25 protein-coding genes are annotated in these 23,993 nt (G+C 67.5%); 15 read left to right on the plus strand and 10 right to left on the minus strand.

Going from position 1 to position 23,993, the window contains the following annotated elements; translation table 11 throughout:
- Nucleotides 1–25: 25 nt before the first annotated feature.
- The gene (locus DCO49_RS03215) at nt 26–355 is read right to left on the minus strand and encodes a DnaJ domain-containing protein (protein WP_079223907.1); all 330 of its coding nucleotides are present in this window, start codon (nt 353–355) and stop codon (nt 26–28) included.
- A gap of 141 nt (nt 356–496) precedes the next feature.
- On the opposite strand from DCO49_RS03215, the gene DCO49_RS03220 reads away from it, so the two are divergent.
- From DCO49_RS03220 to DCO49_RS03255, 8 genes are all read left to right on the plus strand, one after another.
- Entirely contained in the window at nt 497–1,423 is a 927-nt protein-coding gene (locus DCO49_RS03220; protein ID WP_165835666.1) for a phosphoribosylaminoimidazolesuccinocarboxamide synthase, read from the plus strand.
- 152 nt (nt 1,424–1,575) lie between these two features.
- Nucleotides 1,576–2,061 (plus strand): Mpo1-like protein, encoded by a 486-nt coding sequence (locus DCO49_RS03225; RefSeq protein WP_116862786.1) that lies wholly within the window; start codon nt 1,576–1,578, stop codon nt 2,059–2,061.
- 352 nt (nt 2,062–2,413) lie between these two features.
- Nucleotides 2,414–5,242: a monovalent cation/H+ antiporter subunit A gene (locus tag DCO49_RS03230; protein WP_116862787.1), complete on the plus strand. Its 2,829-nt coding sequence runs from the start codon at nt 2,414–2,416 to the stop codon at nt 5,240–5,242.
- Complete coding sequence (locus DCO49_RS03235) at nt 5,242–5,619, plus strand: Na+/H+ antiporter subunit C (protein WP_116862788.1); 378 nt, start codon at nt 5,242–5,244, stop codon at nt 5,617–5,619. Before DCO49_RS03230 ends, DCO49_RS03235 begins: the two co-directional genes overlap by 1 nt.
- A complete protein-coding gene (locus DCO49_RS03240; protein WP_116862789.1) occupies nt 5,616–7,151 on the plus strand; it encodes a monovalent cation/H+ antiporter subunit D in 1,536 nt (511 codons plus the stop codon). The genes DCO49_RS03235 and DCO49_RS03240 overlap by 4 nt, the downstream gene beginning before the upstream one ends.
- Nucleotides 7,148–7,654: a Na+/H+ antiporter subunit E gene (locus tag DCO49_RS03245; protein WP_116862790.1), complete on the plus strand. Its 507-nt coding sequence runs from the start codon at nt 7,148–7,150 to the stop codon at nt 7,652–7,654. The genes DCO49_RS03240 and DCO49_RS03245 overlap by 4 nt, the downstream gene beginning before the upstream one ends.
- On the plus strand, nt 7,651–7,935 hold the full coding sequence (locus tag DCO49_RS03250) for a K+/H+ antiporter subunit F (RefSeq protein WP_079223917.1): 285 nt from the start codon (nt 7,651–7,653) through the stop codon (nt 7,933–7,935). The genes DCO49_RS03245 and DCO49_RS03250 overlap by 4 nt, the downstream gene beginning before the upstream one ends.
- Complete coding sequence (locus DCO49_RS03255) at nt 7,932–8,321, plus strand: Na+/H+ antiporter subunit G (RefSeq protein ID WP_116862791.1); 390 nt, start codon at nt 7,932–7,934, stop codon at nt 8,319–8,321. The genes DCO49_RS03250 and DCO49_RS03255 overlap by 4 nt, the downstream gene beginning before the upstream one ends.
- Before the next feature lie 77 nt (nt 8,322–8,398).
- On the opposite strand, the gene DCO49_RS03260 is transcribed toward DCO49_RS03255, so the two are convergent.
- Both DCO49_RS03260 and DCO49_RS03265 read right to left on the minus strand, forming a co-directional pair.
- The gene (locus tag DCO49_RS03260) at nt 8,399–9,352 is read right to left on the minus strand and encodes a sodium:calcium antiporter (RefSeq protein ID WP_116862792.1); all 954 of its coding nucleotides are present in this window, start codon (nt 9,350–9,352) and stop codon (nt 8,399–8,401) included.
- 74 nt (nt 9,353–9,426) lie between these two features.
- Complete coding sequence (locus tag DCO49_RS03265) at nt 9,427–10,065, minus strand: hypothetical protein (RefSeq protein ID WP_116862793.1); 639 nt, start codon at nt 10,063–10,065, stop codon at nt 9,427–9,429.
- A 123-nt stretch (nt 10,066–10,188) separates the two neighbouring features.
- Between DCO49_RS03265 and DCO49_RS03270 the strand changes: the two genes are divergently transcribed.
- Nucleotides 10,189–10,728 (plus strand): hypothetical protein, encoded by a 540-nt coding sequence (locus tag DCO49_RS03270; protein WP_116862794.1) that lies wholly within the window; start codon nt 10,189–10,191, stop codon nt 10,726–10,728.
- Between the two features lie 13 nt (nt 10,729–10,741).
- Here DCO49_RS03270 and hmgA read toward each other — a convergent pair whose 3' ends face one another.
- Both hmgA and hppD read right to left on the minus strand, forming a co-directional pair.
- A complete protein-coding gene (hmgA, locus tag DCO49_RS03275) occupies nt 10,742–12,040 on the minus strand; it encodes a homogentisate 1,2-dioxygenase (RefSeq protein ID WP_116862795.1) in 1,299 nt (432 codons plus the stop codon).
- Between the two features lie 102 nt (nt 12,041–12,142).
- Nucleotides 12,143–13,255, minus strand: coding sequence for a 4-hydroxyphenylpyruvate dioxygenase (gene hppD / locus DCO49_RS03280; RefSeq protein WP_207776453.1), 1,113 nt, complete (start codon nt 13,253–13,255; stop codon nt 12,143–12,145).
- A 129-nt stretch (nt 13,256–13,384) separates the two neighbouring features.
- On the opposite strand from hppD, the gene DCO49_RS03285 reads away from it, so the two are divergent.
- The gene (locus DCO49_RS03285) at nt 13,385–13,879 is read left to right on the plus strand and encodes a MarR family winged helix-turn-helix transcriptional regulator (protein WP_079223924.1); all 495 of its coding nucleotides are present in this window, start codon (nt 13,385–13,387) and stop codon (nt 13,877–13,879) included.
- A gap of 405 nt (nt 13,880–14,284) precedes the next feature.
- Entirely contained in the window at nt 14,285–14,524 is a 240-nt protein-coding gene (locus DCO49_RS03290; protein ID WP_116862796.1) for a hypothetical protein, read from the plus strand.
- An 85-nt stretch (nt 14,525–14,609) separates the two neighbouring features.
- Here the strand turns inward: DCO49_RS03290 and DCO49_RS03295 are convergent, their stop codons facing one another.
- The 4 genes from DCO49_RS03295 to DCO49_RS03310 form a co-directional block, all read right to left on the minus strand.
- Complete coding sequence (locus DCO49_RS03295) at nt 14,610–15,737, minus strand: hypothetical protein (RefSeq protein WP_116862797.1); 1,128 nt, start codon at nt 15,735–15,737, stop codon at nt 14,610–14,612.
- 141 nt (nt 15,738–15,878) lie between these two features.
- Nucleotides 15,879–16,490, minus strand: a complete 612-nt coding sequence (locus DCO49_RS03300) for a thioredoxin family protein (protein ID WP_116862798.1) — start codon at nt 16,488–16,490, stop codon at nt 15,879–15,881.
- Between the two features lie 17 nt (nt 16,491–16,507).
- The gene (locus tag DCO49_RS03305; protein ID WP_116862799.1) at nt 16,508–18,007 is read right to left on the minus strand and encodes an oligopeptide:H+ symporter; all 1,500 of its coding nucleotides are present in this window, start codon (nt 18,005–18,007) and stop codon (nt 16,508–16,510) included.
- A gap of 180 nt (nt 18,008–18,187) precedes the next feature.
- The gene (locus tag DCO49_RS03310) at nt 18,188–19,063 is read right to left on the minus strand and encodes a tryptophan 2,3-dioxygenase family protein (protein WP_116862800.1); all 876 of its coding nucleotides are present in this window, start codon (nt 19,061–19,063) and stop codon (nt 18,188–18,190) included.
- A gap of 324 nt (nt 19,064–19,387) precedes the next feature.
- Here DCO49_RS03310 and pdhA point away from each other — a divergent pair, with 324 nt between their 5' ends.
- Genes pdhA through DCO49_RS03330 form a run of 4 tightly spaced genes read left to right on the plus strand, consistent with a single transcriptional unit; the run spans nt 19,388 to nt 23,267 of the window.
- On the plus strand, nt 19,388–20,470 hold the full coding sequence (gene pdhA / locus DCO49_RS03315; RefSeq protein WP_108770268.1) for a pyruvate dehydrogenase (acetyl-transferring) E1 component subunit alpha: 1,083 nt from the start codon (nt 19,388–19,390) through the stop codon (nt 20,468–20,470).
- Nucleotides 20,463–21,530: an alpha-ketoacid dehydrogenase subunit beta gene (locus DCO49_RS03320; RefSeq protein WP_079223931.1), complete on the plus strand. Its 1,068-nt coding sequence runs from the start codon at nt 20,463–20,465 to the stop codon at nt 21,528–21,530. Before pdhA ends, DCO49_RS03320 begins: the two co-directional genes overlap by 8 nt.
- Before the next feature lies 1 nt (nt 21,531).
- Nucleotides 21,532–21,885 (plus strand): SH3 domain-containing protein, encoded by a 354-nt coding sequence (locus DCO49_RS03325; RefSeq protein ID WP_079223933.1) that lies wholly within the window; start codon nt 21,532–21,534, stop codon nt 21,883–21,885.
- A complete protein-coding gene (locus DCO49_RS03330) occupies nt 21,882–23,267 on the plus strand; it encodes a dihydrolipoamide acetyltransferase family protein (protein WP_116862801.1) in 1,386 nt (461 codons plus the stop codon). Before DCO49_RS03325 ends, DCO49_RS03330 begins: the two co-directional genes overlap by 4 nt.
- A 77-nt stretch (nt 23,268–23,344) precedes the next feature.
- Here the strand turns inward: DCO49_RS03330 and DCO49_RS03335 are convergent, their stop codons facing one another.
- Complete coding sequence (locus DCO49_RS03335; RefSeq protein ID WP_116862802.1) at nt 23,345–23,731, minus strand: VOC family protein; 387 nt, start codon at nt 23,729–23,731, stop codon at nt 23,345–23,347.
- Between the last annotated feature and the right edge of the window lie 262 nt (nt 23,732–23,993).

Genomic DNA, 23,993 nt, shown 5'->3' on the forward strand with positions numbered 1-23,993 from the left:
GGGCCTTGGAGACGAGGGAAAAGGGTCAGCGCTTGCGCAGGGTCTTGATGCGGTCGTAGGCGGCGTTGATCCGCCGCGACTTCTGCTCGGCCTGCTGCTGCAGCTCGGGGGCCGCGCCGCCGAGCTTGTCGGGGTGGTACTGGGAAATGAGCTTGCGGTAGGCCCGCTCGACCTCGGCATCGGTGGCCTCGGAGGTCAGCCCCAGCTCCCGGTACGGGTTTTCCTTGTTCAGGCGGAACCAGTCCGAGTCGAAGGCATGGCCGAGCAGCAGGCCGATGACCGCCCCGAACAGCGGATTGGGCCGGAACAGCAGGGCCCCGGCGATGAAACCGAGCAGTTTTCCGTACCAGCGCATGGCGCCCCAGGGTCGGCCGACGAAATGGACGCTCATTTTACGTCACAGCGGGCCCGGACCGCTTTACACTAGGCCGCCCGCTGGTCAGCGGGCCCGCCGGGTCCGCTGGGCAGCCGTATCGACAACGCCCCAGGAGTGCCCGTGCCAACCACGCTGTTGCAATCCGATCTCCCCGGCCTGCCCTTGCGCCATCGCGGCAAGGTGCGTGATGTGTTCGATATCCCGCGTGAGCGGCTGCCTGCAGGGGCCCCACCGGGCGACTACCTGCTGATGGTGGCCACCGATCGCCTGTCGGCGTTCGACGTGGTCCTGCCCGACCCGATCCCGGGCAAGGGCGAGATGCTCTGCCAGGTGTCCAACTTCTGGTTCGCCAAGACCGCGCACCTGATGCCCAACCACCTGACCGGCATCGACGTGGCCAGCGTGCTGCCCGAGGGCGTGGACCCGGCTCTGTACGCCAAGCGCGCGGTGGTCACCCGCAAGCTGAAGCCGGTGCCGGTGGAGGCGATCGCCCGCGGTTACCTGATCGGCAGCGGCTGGAAGGACTACCAGCGCACCGGCAAGGTCAGCGGCATCGACCTGCCCGACGGCCTGCGCCAGGCCGAGCAGCTGCCCGAGCCGATCTTCACCCCGTCCACCAAGGCCGCCGTCGGCGACCACGACGAGAACATCGATTTCGATGCGATGGTCAAGCAGGTGGGCGCGGACCTGGCCGAGCGCGTGCGCGATGCCACCCTGCGCATCTACAAGTTCGCGGCGGACTACGCCCGCGAGCGCGGCATCATCCTGGCCGATACCAAGTTCGAGTTCGGTACCGATGCCGATGGCCGCCTGTACATCATGGACGAGATGCTGACGCCGGATTCCTCGCGTTACTGGCCGGCCGACGAGTACGAAGTGGGCACCAGCCCGCCGAGCTACGACAAGCAGTTCGTGCGTGATTACCTGGAGACGCTGGACTGGGGCAAGACCGCCCCGGGCCCGAACATCCCGGCGGAAATCATAGAGCGCACCCGCGCCAAGTACGCCGAGGCGCTGCAGCGCCTGGCCGGGATCAGCGTCGACTGATTGGCCCAGCGCCCCCGGCCGGAAGGTCGGGGGCGTTCTGCCTGGGGCGACCAGTTCGCCCGGATCCGCTGAACCCCGCGCTGCGCGCGATGGTCGACCCTACTGTGCGGACGTCCCCGCACCGTCCGGCCCGGCCGGAGTATGCTGACGGCATGCAGACCACCACCCAGCTTGCGCGGCCGATCGACCGCTACTTCGCCAGCTATTCAGACGACCACCGCAACGTCATCAACCAGCGCATCCACGTGGTGGCGGTGCCGGCGATCCTGTGGTCGGTGGTGGCCCTGCTGTGGTGCGTGCCGCCGCTGATCACCTGGTTCCAGTACGGCATCTGGTCGGCCTTTGCGATGTTCAGCGCCTGGTGCTTCTACAACAAGCTGTCGCGCCCGCTGGGCATCGGCATGCTCATCCAGTTCTTCGTGTTCGGCTGCCTGTGCCGCCTGCTGGAGGCCGAGATCGGCCTGAACAGCCTGCGCTGGCTGGCGGTGGGCGTGTTCGTGGTGGCCTGGGTGGCGCAGTTCATCGGCCACACGTTCGAAGGCCGCAAGCCCAGCTTCCTGACCGACCTGACCTACCTGCTGATCGGCCCGGCCTGGGTGATGGCCAAGGCCTACCGCAAGCTCGACTGGCGCTACTGACCTCTCCTGCGGCGTCACTCTCCTTCGTTTCCTGAACGGGCACGTCCCGTCACCCCTGCTGCACGAACGACCTGCCAGCCTGCGATGCAAGGGCGGCACACGCCTGCCTGCGCGTCCGCCGTGAAAGCCACAGCCGTTGCCACGCGGGGCGCAGGCCGCCATGCGCGGGCGTAGGGAGCCGATCCGGCAAAACCGGCGACCACACGCCGCAAGGCCCTGGAATGACCATGCCGCACCGCAAAAAAGATGAATAGCGCACGTTACATGCCGTTTGTTGCCGTTACATGGGTTTCGGCGACATTTGGCTGACTGTTAGACTCAATGACCTGCTCGTGAATCATGGATTCCCTGCATGCTCCCCAGCCTGCCCCTGCTGCTGGCCCTGCCGTTCCTGATGGCAGTGGCTGTTGCGGCCTTCCCCCGTAGTTCCCGCTCGACAGCCGCCTGGCTGGCGGCGCTGGCGCCGTTGGGCGGATTGGCCATCCTCGGCTGGCTGACCCCGGCCATCATGGACGGGCAGGTGGTCCGCAGCGTGATGCCATGGCTGCCGCAGATCGGGCTGGACTTCGCCCTGCGCCTGGACGGCCTGGCCTGGATGTTCGCTGGCATGGTGCTGGGCATCGGCGCGCTGGTGGTGCTGTACGCGCGCTACTACCTCAGCAGCCAGGACAACGCGCACCGCTTCTACTGCTACCTGCTGCTGTTCATGGGCGCCATGCTGGGCATGGTGATCTCCGGCAACCTGCTGCTGCTGATGGTGTTCTGGGAAATGACCAGCATCAGCTCGTTCCTGCTGATCGGCTTCTGGTCGCACCGCAAGGACGCTCGCGAGGGTGCGCGGATGGCGCTGGTGATCACCGGTGGCGGCGGCCTGGCCCTGCTCGGTGGCGTGCTGCTGATCGGCCGCATCGTCGGCAGCTTCGACCTGGACGTGGTGCTGGCCGCCGGCGACCAGATCCGCGCCAGCGCGCTCTATCCCTATGCCCTGTTCCTGGTGCTGGCCGGCATCTTCACCAAGAGCGCGCAGTTCCCGTTCCACTTCTGGCTGCCGCACGCGATGGCCGCGCCCACCCCGGTGTCGGCCTACCTGCATTCGGCCACCATGGTGAAGGCCGGCGTGTTCCTGCTGGCCCGCCTGCATCCGGCCCTGGCCGGCACCGACCTGTTCTTCTACACGGTCAGCGGCATCGGCGCGCTGACCCTGCTGATCGGCGCCTGGAACGCGATCTTCCAGCACGACCTGAAGGGCCTGCTGGCCTACTCGACCATTTCCCACCTGGGCCTGATCACCCTGCTGTTCGGCCTGTCCACGCCGATGGCGGTGGTCGCCGGCGTGTTCCACATCCTCAACCACGCCACCTTCAAGGCCTCGCTGTTCATGGCCGCCGGCATCATCGACCACGAGACCGGCACCCGTGACATGCGCAAGCTGGGCGGGCTGAGAAAGCTGATGCCCTTTACCAGCGCGCTGGCGATCATCGCCTCGCTGGCAATGGCCGGCATCCCGCTGCTCAACGGCTTCCTGTCCAAGGAAATGCTGTTTGCCGAGGCGCTGACCGCCGGCGGCCCGGGCACCATGCGCACCGCGGTGTCGATCGCCGCGCTGCTGGCCGGCGTGTTCGGCGTGGCCTACAGCCTGCGCTTCGTGCACGACACCTTCTTCGGCCCCGGCCCGCACGACCTGGACCGCGTGCCGCACGAGCCGCCGCGCTGGATGAAGGTGCCGGTGGAGATCCTGGTGGTGATCTGCGTGGCGGTGGGCATCGCCCCGGCACTGACCGTGGCACCGGTGCTGCATGCCGCGGCCGGCTCCATCCTCGGCAACGCCATGCCCGAGTACAGCCTGTCGGTCTGGCACGGCTTCAACCTGCCGCTGGCGATGAGCGCGATCGGCGTGGTCGGCGGGGTCGCCCTGTACTTCGGCCTGCGCAGGCTGATCAACCTGCACGGCGTGCAGAACACCGCCACCGGCCGCAACGTCTTCCATGCGCAGCTGGACACGGTGTCCGCGCTGGCCATGCGCCTCACCAACGGCATCGCCAACGGCAGCCTGCAGCGCATGCTGCTGGGCCTGGTGCTGGTGGCCATCACCGTGGCCGCCGCGCCCTACATCGCCAGCCCGGCCTCGCCCAACTGGACCAGGCCGCAGCCGATCCCGCTGCTGGGCTGGGCGCTGTGGCTGGTGATGATGGCCTGCGCCGTGGCCACCCTGCGCGTCTACAAGCAGCGCCTGCTGGCCGTGCTGCTGGTCGGTGGCGTCGGCCTGATGGTCTCGCTCACCTTCGTGTTCCTGTCCGCCCCGGATCTGGCCCTGACCCAGCTGCTGGTGGAGATGGTGACCCTGGTGCTGATGCTGCTGGGCATGAACTACCTGCCCGCCCAGTCCGGGCCGGAGCGGCCACGCTGGCGCAAGCAGCGCGATGCGGTCATCGCGATCATCGCCGGTGCCGGTCTCGGTGCGCTGGCCTACAGCGCGATGACCCTGCCGCCAAACACCATGGCCGGCGAGATGCTCGCCCGCGCCCTGCCCGAGGCCTATGGGCAGAACGTGGTCAACGTGATCCTGGTCGACTTCCGCGGCTTCGATACCTTCGGTGAGATCACCGTGTTCGGCATCGCCGCGCTGGTGGTGCATGCCCTGCTGCGGCGCACGCGCATGGCCCCGGAACAGATCATGCCGGGCCCGCCGATCAAGCTGCCGGTGCCGGCCGACCTGGCCCAGATCATGTTCCCTCTCACCCTGACGGTGTCGATCTTCCTGTTCCTGCGCGGCCACAACGCACCCGGCGGCGGTTTCATCGCCGGCCTGGTGCTGGCGGTGCCGCTGCTGATCCAGTACGTGATCCAGGGCACCGCCTCGGTCGAATCGCGCTTCGGCTTCGACTACATCCGCTGCATCGGCATGGGCCTGCTGATCGCCCTGCTCAGCGGCAGCGCCTCGATGCTGTTCGGCGTGCCGTTCCTGACCAGCGGCCACCTCGACCTGCACCTGCCGCTGATCGGTGAGGTGCCGCTGGCCAGCGCGATCGGGTTCGACATCGGCGTGTACCTGGTGGTGTTCGGCGGCGCCATGCTGATGCTGTCGATGATGGCCACCGTGAAGCCCTCGCGTACCCGCAGCGCGCGCAAGGGCGAGATCGACCTGCAACGCCGTTCGGCCCGCACCGGGGAGATGCACTGATGGAACTGGCCCTGGCCACCGCGATCGGCGTGCTGACCGCCATCGGCGTCTACCTGCTGCTGCGTGCGCGCAGCTTCGATGTGATCCTCGGCATGACCTTCCTGTCTTATGCCACCAACCTGCTGATCTTTGCCGGTGGCCGCGTGGTGCAGGGCAAGGCGCCAGTGCTGCAGGAAGGCTTGGAGAGCCACCTGGGCAACTACACCGATCCGCTGCCGCAGGCGCTGGTGCTGACCGCCATCGTCATCGCCTTTGCGATGACCGCGGTGACCATCGTGCTGGCGATGCGCAGCCGCAGCGACAACCACAGCGACCACGTGGATGCGCACGAACCGGATGATGACGCACCGCCGCGTCGGGGCGAGGACCAGGCATGAATCATCTGGTGATCCTGCCGGTCCTGGTTCCGCTGCTCGGCGCCTCGCTGTCCCTGTTCGTCGAACACCGCCGCTATGGCCCGAAGGTGCAGCGCAGCGTCGCCTGGACCGCGATGGCCGCGCTGGCCGTGGTGGTGGGCCTGCTGTTCGCGCAGACCGCCGGCGGTGACATCAACGTCTACCTGCTGGGTGACTGGCCCTCGCGGCTGGGCATCGCGCTGGTGGCCGACCGCCTGTCGGCGTGGATGCTGCTGACCACGTTGCTGCTGGCCATCCCCTGCCTGATGCATGCGTGCTCGGGCTGGGATCGGCGCGCACCGCACTTCCACGCGCTGTTCCAGTTCCAGCTGGTTGGCCTGAATGGTGCGTTCCTGACCGGCGACATCTTCAACCTGTTCGTGTTCTTCGAGGTGATGCTGATCGCCTCCTACGGCCTGCTGCTGAGCGGCGGCCGCGGCCTGCGCATGCGCATCGGCCTGCACTACGTCGTGTTCAACGTCACCGCCTCGACCCTGTTCCTGATCGCGCTGGGCCTGCTGTATGCCTCGCTGGGGTCGCTGAACATGGCCGAGCTGTCGCAGCGCATCGCCGAAGTACCGGCCTCGCAGCTGACCCTGGTGAAGGCGACCATCGGCCTGTTGCTGCTGGTGTTCTGCGCCAAGGCCGCGCTGATGCCGCTGTACCTGTGGCTGCCCGAATCCTATGCGCGTGCGCCGGCGGCGGTGGCCGCACTGTTCGCGATCATGACCAAGGTCGGCCTGTACGCGGTGCTGCGCGTGCAGATGCTGTGGTTTGGCGAGGACGCTGGCGCGCTGGCCGGCTATGGCCGCGACTGGCTGTTGTGGGCCGGCGTGGCCACGCTGGTGCTGGGCGGCCTGGGCGCGCTGGCCGCGGCCCGCCTGCGCGTGCTGATCTCCTACCTGGTCGTCGTCTCGGCGGCGACGCTGTTCATCGCCTTCGCGGTGGGCACGCCGACGGTGCTGTCGGCCGGCCTCTACTACCTGCCGCACAGCAGCTTCGTGGCGGCGGCCCTGTTCCTCATCGCCGATCTGATCCGCCGCCGCCGTGGCGGTGCCAGCGACCGCAAGGAAGTGGTGGCACCGATGCCGGGCAAGGAAACGCCGGCCGTGCTGTTCCTGATCGGCGCGGTGTCGGTGGCGGGCCTGCCGCCGCTGTCCGGCTTCCTGGCCAAGGCCGCGCTGCTGGCCGGCATGCCGGCGCAGTACACCGGCGCGGTGTGGACGGCGGTGCTGGTCAGCAGCCTGCTGGTCATCATGGGCCTGACCCGCGGCGGCATCCGCCTGTTCTGGCGCGTGCCGACGCCCGACCCGGACGCGCCGCCGCCTCGCAAGGCGCGGCTGCGCCGCATCGAGCTGTATGCCGCCTGCCTGCTGCTGGCCTACGGCGTCGGCATGGCCGTGGCCGCGGCGCCGCTGATGCGCCACACCGACGCCATCGCCGCCCAGCTGCTGCAGCCGGGTGACTACGTAGAGCAGTTGCGCGCGACCACGCCGGAGATCCGCCAGCCATGACCGCCAAGCGTCCCTTCCGCCGCCGCGTGTTCCCCTCGCCCGCCCTGAGCATGATGGTGGTGGCGTTCTGGCTGCTGATGTCCGACAGCTTCACCCTCGGGCAGATCGTGCTGGGCCTGGTGCTGGGCGTGGTGGTGCCGCTGTTCGCCGCGCGCCTGGACCGCGAGTTCGCACGCATCGGCACGCTGCGGCCGGTACCCAAGCTGCTGGTCGTCACCCTGTGGGACATCCTGATGTCCAACATCCGCGTGGCCATCCAGGTGCTCGGCCCGGAACGCAACATCCACCCCGGTTTCATCTGGTTGCCGCTGGACATCGCCAACATCCATGGCATCGCCGCGCTGACCAGCATGATCACCCTGACCCCGGGCACCGTGTCGGCCGCGCTGAGCGATGACCGCAAGTACCTGCTGGTGCACGTGCTGCACCTGGAAGACCCGCAGGAACTGATCGACACGATCAAGCGACGTTACGAAGCCCCGTTGATGGAGATCTTCCCATGACTGGATTCCAGATCATCCAGACCACCCTGGTGGTGTGCATGCACGTGGTCGGCCTGGCCATGCTGCTGGGCACCTGGCGCCTGCTGCGCGGCCCGACCGTGCCCGACCGCATCCTCGCGCTGGACACGCTGTCGGTGACCGCCATCGCCGAGCTGATGCTGTTCGGCATGTACCTCAACTCGGCCATCTATTTCGAAGCCGCGCTGGTCATTGCCATGCTCGGCTTCGGCAGCACGGTGGTGCTGAGCAAGTTCGTGCTGCGCCGGGACATCGTCGAATGATCACCTTCATCCAGATCGCCCTGTCGGTGCTGCTGCTGTTCGGCTGCTTCTTCATCCTGGTCGGTGCACTGGGGCTGGTTAAGCTGTCGACGTTCTTCAAGCGCCTGCACGCGCCGACCAAGGCCAGCACGCTGGGCGTGGGCTGCGTACTGGCGTGCTCGGTCTGTTACCACATCTTCCTGGGCCAGGACCCGCAGCCGCGCGAGCTGCTGATCACCGTGTTCCTGTTCATCACCGCGCCGATCAGCGCGCACATGATGGCCAAGGCCGCGCTGTCGCTGCTGATGGAAACCCGCCCCAGCCTGCCCGGCAACGAGCGCGCGAAGGAAGAACAGCTGCCGCCGCCGGAACCGGCGCGGGAAGAGGACGCAACGCAGAACCGGTAGGTGCCGACCGTTGGTCGGCACGCCCCGTCATCCACGCATGGCGTGGATCTACTGTAGAGCCGAGCCTGTGCTCGGCTCTACATCACCAGCGCGATCTCCAGCCCCAGCCACGCCACGAACGCGCCCAGCAGGATCGCGCCCTCGCCGCGGCTGATCTTCAGGTCACCGCGCAGCATCGGGTACAGCACCAGGGCGAAGGCCAGCAGCGCCGGCAGTTCCAGGCGCACGAACGACGCCGGCAGCGCCAGCGGCTGCAGCAGGCCCATCGCACCGATCACCAGCAGCAGGTTGACCACGCTGGAGCCCAGCACGTGGCCCAGCACCATGTCGCCGTGGCCACGCCGCGCGGCTGCGATGGCCGCGGCTACTTCCGGCAGCGTGGTGCCGATGGCTACCGGCAGCAGGCCCACCAGCAACGGGGTCCAGCCCAGCGCCGCGCCGAAATCCGCCGCAGCGCCCACCACCAGGCGCGCGCCCCAGTAGAGCGTCAGCGCGGCAATCAGCACGCGCAGCACGTTCAGCGGCAGGCTGGTGCGGCTCAGCGCGGATTCGGCGATGACCGCCTGCACGTCCGGCGCTTCCAGGCGCCCGCGACGCAGCAGCACGATCTGCACCAGCACGAAGCCCGCCGCCAGCACGCCGGCTTCCCAGCGTTGCAGGCGACCATCCAGGCCGAACACGATCAGCAGCAGGCCGGCGGCCAGCAATGACCACCACAGCACACCCTGCAGGCGCGCGCGCAGCAGCAGCGGCGCGGCGATGGCAGCCACGGCCAGGGTCAGGCCGAGATTGGCGATGCTGCTGCCGATGGCGTTGCCCAGGGCCAGTTCCGGTTGGCCAAGGACCAGCGCGCGTGCATTGACCGCCAGTTCCGGCAGCGAGGTGGCGACGCCGAGCAGCAGCAGGCCGGCAGTGAAGGCGCTGGCGCCGAAGCGCTGGGCGAGGCCGGCGACGGCCTTGACGATGGAATCCCCGCCCAGCGCCAGCAGCAGCAGGCCAAGCAGGAACCAGGCAATTGAAATGGCGATCATCGAGCACTCCCCAGCGGTCGTGGCGCGATTCTACGCGTGACCCACCCACTGCGGGTGGGCCACGGCCGCCGTGGTCAGCCGCAGCCTTCCACGTAGTCCACCTGCGGGGTCTGGCCGACCCGCCAGCTGCCCACTTTGCCATCGGCCCCCAGCGCGAAATCGATGATGGCTGCGCCCTCCTGGGCCGGGCGCACGCGCAGATGCTGCGCCTTCTCGTCGTACTTGTCCGGGCCGACGTCGGCGCGCTCGGGGTAGAGCAGCTGCAGTTCGCCCAAGGTCATGCCGACCTTGCCTCCCCCCGGGGCGACGATGCCGGAGCTGCGCACGTCGTAGCGCACCAGCTTGCGGCCTTCAATCATCAGGCGCGGATCCTCGGCATTCTGCGGGCGCAGGAAATAGCAGCCATCGCTGTTGTCGTCAGCCGGTAGCGGCTTGCCCGCCGCGTCCGTGCCCAAGCCCTGCAGCGGCCTGCCGAAGCCATTGCGCACATCGGCGATGCCCGCGCCCAGGCGGGCCCCGCCGAAGCCGTCCAGGCGTGCCGGGCTGTCGCTGCGCGGGTCCACCGGCGAGGTAGTGGCCAGATCGGCATCGGCCGGGGCGGTGGCGGTCGCCGTGTCCTTGGCCGGGGCGGGGGCAGCCTCGGGGCTGTCGGGGCTGCGCGAACAGGCGGCCAGCGACAGCAGCAACAGACCGGCAATCGGGAGGTGTTTCATGGCGCGGATCCTTGGCACGGGGTGGCTGCACGCTAGCGCAGCGCGCGTGCAGGCGCTGCATTGTCATCGCCGTTTCATGCCCCGCGTTCAGGCTCGGCGTGCACCGACTTGGCTGTCCCTTCCATGCAACCGCGCAAGACCGACCTCGCCCGAACCGCGCTGCAGGCCCATCGCGCGCCGCTGGACATGCGCCAGCGCCGGCTGCTGATCCTGTGCGATGGCCAGCGCAGCATTGCCGACCTGACCGGATTGATGGGCCGGGAAGCGCCTGCCATGGTGATCCAGCTGATCCAGGGGGGGTACCTGGAAACCGGCGCGGGGGCATCGCCAGCACCGTCATCCGTGCCGAAAACGACACCCCAGCCGACACCGCTGCCCCCCGCATCCCCAGCACCCGGCGTGCAGGTTGAACGCCGCCGCTCGCTGGTGGCCGCGCGCATCTACCTGCTGGGCATTCTGGAAATGCAGCGCAACCCGATGGCGGCCGCGCTGTTCCGCGACCTGCAGCAGGCCCGCGCCGAGGAAGATGTGGTGAAGGTACTGCAGGCGGCGCTGCAGGCGCTGCCGGGCATGACCTCCGACGGCTACTGCGAGCGCGTACGGCTGCGCCTGCTGGAAGCGCTGCCGACGGAGCACTGCGACGCCTTCGCGGCCACGGCCTGAAAGAGGGGACGGATCAACGGAAGTTGTTGCGCAGGCCGTTCCAGCACTGCTGGTAATCGCCCTGGCGGTGGCCGGCAGCCAGCGCCTGCGCGGTCGGGCGGATTACCGCGCGGGTCTCGAACATGAAGGCCATCGTGTCCTTGATGACATCTGCCTTGGACAGGTCGGCGTTGGATGCCTTGTCGAAGGTCGGCGCATCCGGGCCATGCCCGCTCATGCAGTTGTGCAGCGACGCACCACCGGGCACGAAGCCCTCGGCCTTGGCGTCGTAGGCACCGTGCACCAGGCCCATGAACTCGCTGGCGATGTTGCGGTGGAACCACGGCGGGCGGAACGTGTTCTGCGCCACCAGCCAGCGCGGCGGGAAGATGGCGAAATCCATGTTGCTGGTGCCGGGCGTGTCGCTGGGCGAATGCAGCACCAGGAAGATCGACGGGTCTGGATGGTCGTAGCTGATCGAGCCGATCGTGTTGAAGCGGCGCAGGTCGTAGCGGTACGGTGCGTAGTTGCCGTGCCAGGCCACCACGTCCAGCGGCGAATGGTCGATGGGCGCGCGCCACAGGCGGCCCTCGAACTTGGCGATCAGTTCGAAATCACCGTCCACATCCTCGAATGCGGCGTGCGGGGTTTCGAAGTCGCGCGGGTTGGCCAGGCCGTTGGCGCCGATCGGGCCCAGATCCGGCAGCTTCAGCAGCGCGCCGTAGTTCTCGCAGATGTAGCCGCGGCTGGGGCCGTCGGGCAGCTCGACGCGGAAGCGCACGCCGCGCGGAATGACCGCGATCTGCTGCGGCTCGATCTCGATCACGCCCAGTTCGGTCAGCAGGCGCAGCGCGCCCAGCTGCGGCACGATCAGCAGTTCGCCGTCGGCGTTGTAGAAGTAGCGGCCGACCATGTCCCGGTTGGCGGCGTACAGATGGATGCCCACGCCGGCATGCGCATCGGGCGCGCCGTTGCCGGCCATCGTGTACAGGCCTTCGACGAAATCGGTCGGCAGTTCCGGCAGCGGCAGCGGGCTCCAGCGCAACTGATTCGGCGACGCCGGCTGCGCGCCGAAATCACACTGCAGTTGCGATTGCGCGAACGGGGTGAATTCGCCGTGGGTCACCGCCGGGCGGATGCGGTACAGCCAGCTGCGGCGGTTGCTGCCGCGCGGCGCGGTGAACGCGGTGCCGGACAGCTGTTCGGCATACAGGCCGTGGGCCACCTTCTGCGGCGAGTTCTGCCCGACCGGCAGCGCGCCGGCGACGGCCTCGGTGGCGAATTCGTTGCCGAAGCCGGACTGGTAGCCGCGGGCGGTGAGGGCGGTGGACATGGTGGCTCCTGGAACGGCGATGCCGGAACGGAAAGCAGCCGAGCATGGCTCGGCTCTACTGGTGAGCAGCCGCCGGACGTGGCCCGGCGCTGCCGATGAACGTTACAGCACGCCGCGACGGATCTGGTCGCGCTCGATGCTTTCGAACAGCGCGGTGAAGTTGCCTTCGCCGAAGCCTTCGTTGCCCTTGCGCTGGATGATCTCGAAGAAGATCGGGCCGATGCAGTTCTGGGTGAAGATCTGCAGCAGCTTGCGCTGGTGGGTTTCCGGATCGGCGTCGATCAGGATCTTGTTCTTCGCCAGGCGCGCCACGTCTTCACCGTGGTTCGGCACGCGCTGGTCGATCACATCGAAGTAGGTTTCCGGCGTATCGAGGAAATCCACGCCCTGCGCGCGCATGGCTTCGACGGTGTCGTAGATGTTGTCGGTGAAGCAGGCGATGTGCTGGATGCCCTCGCCCTTGTACGCGTCCAGGTACTCGTTGATCTGGCTCTTCGGATCGGACGATTCGTTCAGCGGGATGCGCACGATGCCGTCCGGGGCGGTCATCGCCTTGGATACCAGGCCGGTCTTCAGGCCCTTGATGTCGAAGTAGCGGATCTCGCGGAAGTTGAACAGGCGCTCGTAGTAGTCCGACCACTGCTGCATGTTGCCGAAGTACAGGTTGTGGGTCAGGTGGTCGATGAAGGTCAGGCCGAAGCCGAACGGACGCAGGTCGGCGCCGGCGATCACTTCATAGTCGCCATCGAAGACGCTGCCGACGCTGCCGTAGCGGTCGACCAGGTACAGCATGCAATCGCCGATGCCCTTGATGACCGGGGCGTTGACGGCCTTGCTGTCCGGCTTGAAGGCGATGGCTTCGGCGCCGTTGCCCAGGGCGGTCTGGTAGACCTCCTGGCCCGGCTTCTTGAAGCGGATGGCGAAGCCGCAGGCGCACGGACCGTGCTTTTCGGCGAAGTCGGCGGCGAAGGAATCGGGGTCTTCGTTGACCAGGAAGTTGACGTCGCCCTGGCGATAGACGGTAATCGGACGCTGCTTGTGCTTGAGCACCGCGCTGAAGCCCATCTTGCGGAAGTACTCGTGCAGCTCCTGGCCACGGCCGGCCGGGGCGGCAAATTCGACGAACTCGAAGCCGTCGATGCCCATCGGGTTTTCGAAGGTGGTGACCTGCATGCCGGGGTTCGGGTGCGAGGCGGTCGGGACTGCGGTATTCATGGCGTGGCTCCGAATCGGTACCGCATCGGTACAAACCAGGTGCGGGCTAGGGTGGACCCGGCGAGAATGCAGGGTCCGGACATACCACTTATAGTTACACTTGAAACCACCAGCAAGGTGCACCGCAGCATGAGCCCAGCCGACCCCGCCTCCACCCGTGTGCGTGCCTCGCACGTCCTGCTCGACCTGGAACAGTTCCTGCCGTATCGGCTGAGCGTGCTGTCCAACCGCGTGAGCGGCAACATCGCCAAACTCTATGGCGACCGTTACGGCCTGGCCATTCCCGAGTGGCGGGTGATCACCATCCTGGCGCTGTACCCGGGGTCGTCGGCCAGTGAGGTTTCCGACCGCACGGCGATGGACAAGGTGGCGGTCAGCCGGGCGGTGGCACGCCTGCTGGAGCGCGGTTTCATCAAGCGCGAGACGCATGGCGACGACCGCCGGCGCTCGGTGCTGGCGCTGTCGGCGGCGGGTTTCGAGGTGTACGAGACGATCGCGCCGCTGGTGATCGAGATCACCCGCAAGCTGATGTCGGTGCTGAGCGAGGAAGAGGAGCAGGTGCTGGAGAAGCTGATCCTGCGGCTGGCCGGCGATGGCCTGGAGCGGATGGGCGAAGGCGTCTGAGGGGAAGGTTTACGGGGCCCTGCCCCGGTCCCCGGTTGGGGAGACGGGGCCGTTGGCCTGTAGATCCACGCCATGCGTGGATGACGTAGCCTGCGATGCGCCGCGTGTCGCCGGCGACCCTGCGCAGGTACGGCGGCCATCATTGATGACGTTGGGTGCACGCGGCTGTGGTTTCGCCGATGAACGGCGCTCGGGCCGCGTGCGTCAATGGCTGTCGGCTTTAACGCCTGATGTTTCGGGATCGGCCCGATAGCATCGTCTTGGACAGGTCGGGCCTATCCAACGGCTTCAATCGAGTGGTTTTGCCTATTGGACGAACGGCCCCACCGGGGCGAGGTTGGGTGCGCAGCGGAGCACCGCTGCCGGGGTTGAAAGCCCGTTGATCCAGGCTCAGGAAACTCCACCATGTCCCGATCCGCCCGCCGCAAGGTTCCGGCGCCCGCCCCCGTCAGCCTCGATCATGAGGCCGACCTGCAACGCATCGATGAGGCGCTGGCCACTGTGGAATCCATTGCTGATGTCTGGTTCGAGCACCATCGCCTGAAGCCCTGCCCGCCCGGATTCCTGCTGTCGCTGAACCGGCTGCGCGATTTCACCAGCTTCGCCAAGGCCTACGCGACCGCATTGCGGGTGGTGCGGGAGTAGATCCACGCCACGCGTGGATGGCGCCGATGCCGGTGCCGGCGATGGGGTCAGCCCTTTCCTGCGGAAAGGGATCCGACCGCGCTGCTCAGCTCAGGTGCTTGCGCCGTGCATGGATCCAGGGCACGGCCAACGCGGCGATGGCACCGCCGGCGAAGCCCAGCGAGGCTGCGACCGTCGCCGCTTCGATCGCACCCGGCAACGCCAGCGCGGCCGCCACCAGCAGCAGTGACGGTAGGCCGACAAAGGTGCCGAGGAAGAAGGTCCAGCGCGGCGACCAGGTGTTGAGCTGCAGCAGGCTGACCGGCTGCCAGGTTTCGGCGGCGGCGTCCTCGGCGATCTTCGCCACGACCTTGCCGAGGTCCACTTCCGGCACCAGCCGGCCCGGGCGGGCGGCGGCGATGGCTTCGGCCACCGCCTCCACCGGCGGGAAGCTGGCCGGCCAGGCGGTGGGCGCGGCCACGCCATAGGCGGTCAACAGAGGCACGCTCAGCCACGGCGCCACCAGCGGGCGCACTTTGCGGCGGCCGTACACGCACCAGATCTGCGCCTGGCCATGCGCAGTCACGCTGTACAGGGCAAGCTCGCCCGGCGGCGGGTAGCCCAGCATGGTCACCCGCGCGGCCAGGCTGTCCTGGTCCATCGCGCGCAGGAAGCCGGGGCGGCTGCGCCCTTCCTGCATAAACGCGAGACCCAGCGCACCGACCAGCCAAGCTTCGGCCACGTCCTTGCTGCCGGCCGTCGCGCGGTCATCCGCGGCCAGGTACCAGGCAAGCGATTTGGGTTCGGCCACGTCCTGCAGGCCCCAGCGGCTGTCGTCGCCCAGCACGTGGCGCACCGGCAGGCGGGCCGGCGCGGTCTCGCCACGCTCGCCGGTCTGCAGGAACGGCAGCACGCCCTGCACGAAGCTGGACAGGTCGATCGCGCGCAGGCCATTGCCCTGCCACTCCGGCGGCAGCAGGCCAGCCAGCTGGCCTTCGGCGGCGAGACGGTCCAGGCGGGCTTTCTGTTCAACCAGCTTCTGCACCGCGCCCTTCAGCACGACGTTGTCCGGCAGGGCGATCTGCGGCAGTCGGTGGCGCGGTGGAGCCAGCTCCACACCGTCCTCGCCGGTGCCTGCGTCATCCAGCAGGGCATCCTGCGGCGGCAGGCTCACCCCCTCGGGGGCAGCGTCGCTGGCCGCATCTGGCTGGCGTTGGGCGTGGTCGCTGTGCATGGGCGCTCCGGTAGGGGCAGCCGACGATCCTGTCGACTGACGTCCTTGCCGTTAGCGGCCGTGGGAGGGGTTTCTGTAGGTGGCAGGCGTGCAGCCTAGCGGCACGGCAGCCGAGCATGGCTCGACTCTACAAATACGGGGTCAGCGCTGCGGCGCCCACTTCTTCAGGAACGCCATGAACTTGCTGCGGTTGTAACCCTTGCCTTCGTTCTTGGCTTTTTCCAGCTCGCCGGTGAACTGCGACTGCAGCAGGGTGCCATCCGAATCGAGCACGAACAGGTGCGGGTACCCCTTCACCTGCGGGTACTGCGAAAGGAACGCGGCGTTCTCGTTCTCTTCGCTGTAGTTGACCTTCATCCATACGTAGTTGGCATCGCGGAAGCGGCGGATCTCAGCATCGCCCTCCACGAACTGGTCCATCAGGTGGCACCAGGGGCACCACTCGCCGCCCACGTCCAGGATGATGTGCTTGCCACCGCGCTGGGCTTCGACCTTGGCGGTTTCCAGATCGGCGGCCGGGTCGCGCGCCGGGTCGAAACTGGCATTGAGGCCGGCGATGGCGGCGATGTCGGCCGCGGCCGGGGTGTTGCCCGAGGCCACCGGCGCGCTGGGGTCAGCGGCCGGTGGCTCGGTGGGACGGGTATCGAGCGGTTGCGTCGGTTCGGCAGGCGCCGGCGGCGGTTGCTGGGAACAGGCGCTGATCAGCGCCGCACACACCACTGCCACCACTGCACTGCCAAACGTTGTACGCATGCCTACTACCTCTGTGTTTACTTGACGCCGTGCATCAGCTTGTTGATCAGCGGGGCGATCAGGAACAGCACCACGCCGGAGCCGATCAGGGCCCAGAACCCGAAGGTATACCCCTTCAGTGCCGATTCGATCGTCATGCCGCCTTCACCGGACACTGCGCCGGCGAAGATACCCGACAGGTTGTTGCCGATGCCGGTCGACAGGAACCAGCCACCCATGCCGAAGCCGACCAGGCGCACCGGGGCCAGCTTGGTCACCATCGACAGGCCGATCGGCGACAGGCACAGCTCGCCCACCGACTGGATGACGTAGACCATGAACAGGGTCCAGAACGGAATCTTGCCGTCCACGACCATCTGCGACAGGGCGAACATCAACAGGGCGAAGGCGGCGCCGTTGAACAGCAGGCCCAGGCCGAACTTGCGCGGGATGGACGGATTGGCGCTGCCCATCTTGACCCAGATCCAGGCAATGATCGGCGCCAGGGCGATGATCGCCACCGAGTTGACCGACTGGAACCATGCGGTCGGGAAGGTCCAGTCGCCCATCTGGCGGTTGACGATGTTCTCGGCCAGGAAGGTGAAGGAGCTGCCGGCCTGTTCGAAGAACATCCAGAACATGACGTTGAAGGCGAAGATGATCAGCATGGCGATCACGCGGTCGCGCTGCACCTTGCCCTCGCGGATGCCTTCAACCAGCAGCAGGATGGCCAGGGCGGTGAACATCGCGCCCAGGATCCAGGCCAGCGCGGCGGCACCGGTGGCCAGCAGGAAGTACGACACCGGAATGGCGACAACCGCGCCGACCAGCACCTTGATGATCGGGCCGATGCCTTCGGCACACACCGGCGGCGCACCAATGCCCTTCAGGCCGGCGCGACCGATGTAGAACCACACCAGCGAGACCAGCATGCCCACGCCCGAGGCGATGAACACGACCTTGTAGGACGGCATCGCATCGGTACCGAAGACCTTGCGGGCCAGGTACTCGGTCAGCACCGGGGCGATCATCGCGCCGATGTTGATGCCCATGTAGAAGATGGTGAAGCCGGAGTCGCGGCGCTCATCCTTCAGGCCGTACAGCTTGCCGACCATGGTGGAGATGTTCGGCTTGAACAGACCGTTGCCGACGATGATCGTGGCCAGGCCGAGCTTGAAGATGTGCTCCTGCGGCAGCGAGATCATGAACAGGCCGGCGGCCATGATGACCGCGCCGGTCAGGATGGATCGCTGGTAACCCAGCACCCGGTCGGCCACGTAGCCACCGAAGATCGCCGCGGCATACACCAGGGCCAGGTAGGCACCGTAGATGCGGCTGGCGTCGCCTTCACCGGCAGCGCTGCCGTTGTAGAACTGGGCGACGATGTACAGCACCAAGGCCCAGCGGATGCCGTAGAACGCAAAGCGCTCCCAGAACTCGGTCATGAACAGCATCCACAGCGGGCGCGGGTGGCCCATCGTGGTCTTGAAGTCCGGCACGGCCGGCTCTGGGGTGTTCGCAGTGGCGTTTAGGCTCATGCGGATTTCCTGGTTCGGTGGATGGACGGCACATCCAATGTGCGCTGGAGCAACGCGCGAGCATCACCGACTTCTGGCGTTCACGTCAAATACACGCCGTTTGAGGCAGGTCACGACCTGCTCGCTGAACTTGCATCTGAAACGATCCAGCCCGTTGCCGGCAGCCTTGCTGAATGGGGCTCAGGCCAGGTCGGCCGGCGGCGCGACCTGCAGGCTGGTGCGCACCTGGAACAGCTCGGGGAAGAAGGTCAGCTCCAGCGCCTGTCGCAGGAAGGCCACCCCGGACGAACCCCCGGTGCCGCGCTTGAAGCCGATCACCCGCATCACGGTGCGCATGTGGCGGAAGCGCCACAGCTGGAAGGCGGTTTCCAGGTCCACCAGGTCCTCGCACAGCGAGTACTCGCGCCAGTAGCGGTCGGTGTCCTGGTAGATGCGGGCGAACACCGGCTGCAGGCTGTCATCGGACACGTGCGGCTGGGTCCAGTCGCGGTCGCTGTAGAGGTCGGGGATATCGTGGCCGAAGCGCGCCAAATACTTCAGGAATTCCTCGTACAGGCTCGGCGCTTCCAGCACGGTGCGCAGCTGCGCCTGGCCGTCCACGTCGTGCTCGAACACCTGCAGCATCTGCGCGTTCTTGTTGCCCAGCAGGAACTCGATGTAGCGGTACTGCAGCGACTGGAAGCCCGAGGACGGGCCCAGCACGTCGCGGAAGCCCATGTACTCGGACGGGGTCAGCGTTTCCAGCACCGACCACTGCTCGGTCAGCTGGCGCAGCACCTGCTTGCTGCGCGCCAGCACCTTGCGGCACTGCCAGACTTCGTCGCGCTGCAGGAAGCCGATCGCCGCACGCAGCTCATGGCCCAGCAGCTTCAGCCACAGCTCCGAGGTCTGGTGCTGGATGATGAAGAGCATCTCGTCATGGTGCGGCGGGTTGGACAGCGGCTGCTGCGCGGTCAGCAGCTGGTCCAGGCGCAGGTAGCCGCCGTAGGTCAGGCGCCCCTGCAGGTCGGTGTGGATGCCGGCTTCGAGATCGCGTTGGTTGTTGTCGACGGACATGGGCGGGACCAGATCAGGGGCGGCAAGGGTAGCGCGTTGCCTGCCGTGCGGGCAGCCGGGCGACCGTACCGGGGCGTGCGGTGGGGCTGTGGAACCGCCGTTGCGCGTGGAACCGTTTGCGGCGTTGCGCCGGCAGTCAGCCAAAGGCGTATTCTGACGCTTTGCAGCAACGACTGAATACGTTGTTGTTATTGGCCCCCCAGCTATCGCCAGGGGTACAAAGGGGAATCCCCGTGTTGCGCCGCAGGAAGGTTATTTCGTACGCAATCCTTAACATGGCGATTCATATCATTTGTAACTTCTCTGTCGAAGGTGCAGTACGCAATGACGGTTGCCGCTGAGTTCAAGATCGAATACCTGCAGTACCTGGACGCGGACGGCAAGCTCGTCCGTGACGACCTGCCCGCATCCCTGAAGGATCCGGCCGTCCTGGTGCCGCTGTTCAAGCAGATGCTGTACGTACGCACGTTCGACAGCAAATCCATCGCGCTGCAGCGCACCGGCAAGCTCGGCACCTACGCCGCCTGCCTGGGCCACGAGGCCGCGCACGTCGGCATCGGCGCGGCGATGAAGGCCGGCGACGTGTTCGCGCCCAGTTACCGCGAATACGGTGCCATGTTCATGCGTGGCGTACGCCCGTACGACGTGCTGATGTACTGGGGCGGCGACGAGCGCGGCAACGACTACACCGGCAACGCGGTGAAGGACTTCCCGTTCTGCGTGCCGATCTCCACCCAGTGCCTGCACGCTGCCGGCGCTGCGCTGAAGTTCAAGCTCAACAACGAACCGCAGATCGCGGTGGCGGTGTGCGGCGATGGCGGCAGCTCGAAGACCGACTTCTATGCCGCGCTCAACTCGGCCGGCGCTTACAAGCTCCCGCTGATCCTGTGCATCGTCAACAACGGCTGGGCGATCTCGGTGCCGCGTTCGGCCCAGACCGGTGCCGAAACCCTGGCCCAGAAGGGCCTGGCCGGCGGCCTGCACTGCCTGCAGGTGGACGGCAACGACCTGATCGCAGTGCTGGCCGCGATGGAACAGGCCCGCGAACGCGGCCTGGCCGGCGAAGGTGGCACCGTGCTGGAACTGCTGACCTACCGCCTGTCCGACCACACCACCGCCGACGACGCACGCCGTTACCGCGACGACGCCGAGGTGAAGGACGCCTGGACCCGTGAGCCGATGCTGCGCCTGCGCAAGTACCTCATCGCCAACGGCGTGTGGAGCGACGACGAAGAAAAGACCTGGGTCGAGCAGTGCGCGGCCAAGGTGGACGAGGAAGTGAACCAGTACCTCAACACCCCGGTGCAGCCGGTCGAGGCGATGTTCGACTACCTGTATGCCGATCCGCCGGCGGACCTGCTGGCCCAGCGCGCGGCCGCCATTGCCCTGGAGCAGCGCCATGGATGACATCAAGACGGGCGCATCCGCTTCCCAGGCCAATGCCGCCGACAGCGCCGCTGTCGCCGGTGGAGATATCGCAATGACCGCTACCCCCATTACCCTGATCGAAGCCATCACCCAGGCCCTGGCCTGGGAGCTGGAACACGACCCGTCGGTGCTGGTGCTGGGCGAGGACGTGGGCGTCAACGGCGGCGTGTTCCGCGCCACCGCCGGCCTGCAGCAGCGCTTCGGTTCGCAGCGCATCCTCGACACCCCGCTGGATGAAACCACCATCGCCGGCCTCACCGTCGGCCTGGCCGCGCAGGGCATGAAGCCGGTGGCCGAAGCCCAGTTCGACGGCTTCGTCTACCCGATGGTCGACCACATCATCTGCCACGCCGCGCGCCTGCGTACCCGTACCCGTGGCCGCCTGCACTGCCCGATGGTGCTGCGCGTGCCGTGGGGCGGTGGCATCCGCGCGCCGGAACACCACAGCGAAGCCAACGAATCGATCTTCACCAACGTGCCGGGCCTGCGCGTGGTGTTGCCGTCCAGTCCGCAGCGTGCCTACGGCCTGCTGCTGGCCGCCATGCGTGATCCCGACCCGGTGATCTACATGGAGCCCAAGCGCATCTACCGCCAGTACAAGGAAGTGGTCGTCAACGACGGCGAAGCCTTGCCGCTGGACGTGTGCTTCGTGCTGCGCGACGGCACCGACGTGACCCTGGTGGCCTGGGGCGCCCAGGTGAAGGAAGCGCTGGAAGCGGCCGACAAGCTGGCCGGCGAAGGCATCAGTGCCGAAGTCATCGACGTGGCCACGCTGCGTCCGCTGGACTTCGCCACCATCGCCGAATCGGTGGCCAAGACCGGCCGCTGCGTGGTCGTACAGGAAGCCCCGAAGACCGCGGGTTTCGGTGCCGAAATCGCCGCGCGCCTCGCCGAGGAATCCCTGTACGACCTGCTGGCCCCGGTCGAGCGCGTTACCGGCTACGACACCCACATTCCGCTGTTCCGCCTGGAAATGAAGTACCTGCCCAGCGTGGACCGGATCGTGACCGCGGCCAAGCGCGCGGTGGCGGCAGGCTGACATGCGGGCACGGCTCCTTGGGGCTTACCGCAGCCAGTATTCCAATCCACTCCGGTTCCGCACCGGCCAGATCGTCGAAGTCGGTGTACGTGACGAGGAATGGCCGGCGTTTGCCTGGGTACGCACCAACGATGGGCGCGCTGGATGGGCGCCCGTCGCCTGGCTGCAGCTGCTGGATGATGGCCGCGCCGAAGCCCTGCGCGACTACGACGCCCGCGAGCTGGATGTGGAAAACGGCGAGATGGTGAAGCTGCATCATGAACATGGTGGGTGGTGGTGGTCCGAGCGCGCGAATGGCGCGACGGGCTGGCTGCCGGCCCGCGAACTGGAACTGCTGGAAGAGAACTGCACATGAGCCAGACCAAGAATTTCAACCTGCCCGACCTGGGTGAAGGCCTGCCGGACGCGACCATCGTCGAGTGGTTCGTCAAGGAAGGTGACGTGATCAAGCTGGACGCGCCGCTGGTGTCGATGGAGACCGCCAAGGCCGTGGTGGAAGTGCCCTCGCCGGTGTCCGGCACGGTGCTGAAGCTGTCCGGCGCCGCCGGCGACATCATCCCGACCGGTGCCGTGCTGGCCACCTTCGAGATCGACCCGAACCTGCCGCAGCGCGCCGATGGCCAGGACACCGGCCACAGCCACGGGCACGCCCCAGCGGCCCCGGCCGCACCGAACCCGCCGCCGCTGCCGGCCGCTGCCGCCCCGGTGGCAGCCGCTACCGAAGAAAAGGCCGAGCGCGATGACGCCGGCACCGTGGTCGGCGCGATGCAGAGCTCCAATGCCGTGCACACCGAACAGGCGCTGGCCGTCGGCGGCGTCAAGGCCGTGCCCGCCGTGCGTGCCACCGCGCGCAAACTGGGCGTGGATCTGGCCCGCGTACGTGCCACCGGCGCCGATGGCGCGGTGACCATGGCCGACGTCAAGCAGGCTGCGGCCGACGGCAGCGCCAAGCTCGGCGCTGCGCCGGCCGTGGTGGCTGCCGCTGCCTATGCCGCGCCGGCCCCGGCCCAGGTGGCCGCCCCGGTGCAGAGCGAAGCCCGCACCCCGCTGTCCGCCGCCGGCAAGCCGATGCGCACCCAGCCGCCGGGCGTGGTCGCCAAGGGCCAGCCGGAACCGCTGAAGGGCGTGCGCCGCAACATGGCACGCGTGATGGCCGACGCGCACAGCAAGGTCGTGCCGACCACGCTGAACGACGACGCCGACATCCACGCCTGGCTGCCTGGCAACGACGTCACCGCCCGCCTGGTGCGCGCGATCGTGGTCGCCGCGCAGAAGGTGCCGGCGATGAACGCTTGGTTCGACGGTGAAGCGCTGACCCGCACCCTGCACGCGCAGGTGGACATCGGCATCGCCGTGGACACCGACGACGGCCTGTTCGTGCCGGCCCTGCGCAATGCCGACATGCTCGATGCCCGTGGCATCCGCGAAGGTGTAAACCGCCTGCGCGAGCAGGTAGAAGCCCGCTCGATCGCCGCCTCGGAACTGAGCGGATACACCATCTCGCTGTCCAACTTCGGCATGTTCGCCGGCCGCTACGCGACCCCGGTCGTGGTGCCGCCGTGCGTGGCCATCATCGGTGCCGGCCGTGCCCGCCACCAGATGACCCCGGTGATGGGTGGCGTGGAAGCCCACAAGGTCATCCCGCTGTCGGTGACCTTCGACCACCGCGCCGCCACCGGCGGTGAAGCGGCCCGCTTCCTGCGCGCGATGATGGATGATCTTGCGCTGGCCAGCTGATCGCCCCCCCCCGCCCCCGCTGGAACACGAAAAACGCCGGGCACTGCCCGGCGTTTTTTATGGCTGCGCTGTAGCGGTCAATCGCGCGCGACCATGCCCTCGGCACGGCTGTACACGCGCAGGCGATGGCCATCGGGATCGACGCCGACGAAGGTGTGGCCGAATTCCAGGGTGACCGGTGCCTGGGTGATCTGCACGCCAAGTGCGCGCCAGGCGTCATGCAGCTGCTGCACTTCAGCGGAGCTGGCGGCCACCATCGCCAGCTCGGCGGCGCCGGCCTCGGCGGTGACCTGTGGCAGCACGCCGTCGCGCTGCCACAGGCCCAGGGCCGCGCCATCGCCGAGCAGGAACAGGGCGAAGCCGGGCGACTGCTCGACCGGCGGCGTGCCGAGGATGCCGCTGTAGAACGTGGCACTGGCCGCGACATCGCGCACGTACTGCAGCAGGGTGCTGGGCTTGAACATGGGGAACCTCCGTTGTTGGGAGCGCCCATGGTGGTGCGGGCCTGCTGACAGATCCTGTCAGCAGCGTTGACGGCGCTGGCCTGCGCTTCTGCCCTGGTAGAGTCGACTGTCAGTCGACTTCTCCTGCGTGAAAATCCCGCGCTTCGCGCGATAGTCGACTAGCTGTGATCTCTCTGTACGTTGTTCATCCGGGACATCTTTGGAAAATGGTGGTTACCACACCGTTCCAGCCCCCAAAGAGCCCGGATGAACAATCATAAAA

The sequence above is a fragment of the Stenotrophomonas sp. SPM genome, from assembly GCF_003105135.1.
Classification (GTDB): Bacteria; Pseudomonadota; Gammaproteobacteria; order Xanthomonadales; family Xanthomonadaceae; genus Stenotrophomonas.

Bases quoted from the DNA above. Each gene is read 5' to 3' on its own strand.
- DCO49_RS03215 (WP_079223907.1), bottom strand. From the start codon at position 355: ATGCGCTGGTACGGAAAACTGCTCGGTTTCATCGCCGGGGCCCTGCTG.
- DCO49_RS03225 (WP_116862786.1), top strand. From the start codon at position 1,576: ATGCAGACCACCACCCAGCTTGCGCGGCCGATCGACCGCTACTTCGCC.
- DCO49_RS03230 (WP_116862787.1), top strand. From the start codon at position 2,414: ATGCTCCCCAGCCTGCCCCTGCTGCTGGCCCTGCCGTTCCTGATGGCA.
- DCO49_RS03235 (WP_116862788.1), top strand. From the start codon at position 5,242: ATGGAACTGGCCCTGGCCACCGCGATCGGCGTGCTGACCGCCATCGGC.
- DCO49_RS03240 (WP_116862789.1), top strand. From the start codon at position 5,616: ATGAATCATCTGGTGATCCTGCCGGTCCTGGTTCCGCTGCTCGGCGCC.
- DCO49_RS03245 (WP_116862790.1), top strand. From the start codon at position 7,148: ATGACCGCCAAGCGTCCCTTCCGCCGCCGCGTGTTCCCCTCGCCCGCC.
- DCO49_RS03250 (WP_079223917.1), top strand. From the start codon at position 7,651: ATGACTGGATTCCAGATCATCCAGACCACCCTGGTGGTGTGCATGCAC.
- DCO49_RS03255 (WP_116862791.1), top strand. From the start codon at position 7,932: ATGATCACCTTCATCCAGATCGCCCTGTCGGTGCTGCTGCTGTTCGGC.
- DCO49_RS03260 (WP_116862792.1), bottom strand. From the start codon at position 9,352: ATGATCGCCATTTCAATTGCCTGGTTCCTGCTTGGCCTGCTGCTGCTG.
- DCO49_RS03265 (WP_116862793.1), bottom strand. From the start codon at position 10,065: ATGAAACACCTCCCGATTGCCGGTCTGTTGCTGCTGTCGCTGGCCGCC.
- DCO49_RS03270 (WP_116862794.1), top strand. From the start codon at position 10,189: ATGCAACCGCGCAAGACCGACCTCGCCCGAACCGCGCTGCAGGCCCAT.
- hmgA (WP_116862795.1), bottom strand. From the start codon at position 12,040: ATGTCCACCGCCCTCACCGCCCGCGGCTACCAGTCCGGCTTCGGCAAC.
- hppD (WP_207776453.1), bottom strand. From the start codon at position 13,255: ATGAATACCGCAGTCCCGACCGCCTCGCACCCGAACCCCGGCATGCAG.
- DCO49_RS03285 (WP_079223924.1), top strand. From the start codon at position 13,385: ATGAGCCCAGCCGACCCCGCCTCCACCCGTGTGCGTGCCTCGCACGTC.
- DCO49_RS03290 (WP_116862796.1), top strand. From the start codon at position 14,285: ATGTCCCGATCCGCCCGCCGCAAGGTTCCGGCGCCCGCCCCCGTCAGC.
- DCO49_RS03295 (WP_116862797.1), bottom strand. From the start codon at position 15,737: ATGCACAGCGACCACGCCCAACGCCAGCCAGATGCGGCCAGCGACGCT.
- DCO49_RS03300 (WP_116862798.1), bottom strand. From the start codon at position 16,490: ATGCGTACAACGTTTGGCAGTGCAGTGGTGGCAGTGGTGTGTGCGGCG.
- DCO49_RS03305 (WP_116862799.1), bottom strand. From the start codon at position 18,007: ATGAGCCTAAACGCCACTGCGAACACCCCAGAGCCGGCCGTGCCGGAC.
- DCO49_RS03310 (WP_116862800.1), bottom strand. From the start codon at position 19,063: ATGTCCGTCGACAACAACCAACGCGATCTCGAAGCCGGCATCCACACC.
- pdhA (WP_108770268.1), top strand. From the start codon at position 19,388: ATGACGGTTGCCGCTGAGTTCAAGATCGAATACCTGCAGTACCTGGAC.
- DCO49_RS03320 (WP_079223931.1), top strand. From the start codon at position 20,463: ATGGATGACATCAAGACGGGCGCATCCGCTTCCCAGGCCAATGCCGCC.
- DCO49_RS03325 (WP_079223933.1), top strand. From the start codon at position 21,532: ATGCGGGCACGGCTCCTTGGGGCTTACCGCAGCCAGTATTCCAATCCA.
- DCO49_RS03330 (WP_116862801.1), top strand. From the start codon at position 21,882: ATGAGCCAGACCAAGAATTTCAACCTGCCCGACCTGGGTGAAGGCCTG.
- DCO49_RS03335 (WP_116862802.1), bottom strand. From the start codon at position 23,731: ATGTTCAAGCCCAGCACCCTGCTGCAGTACGTGCGCGATGTCGCGGCC.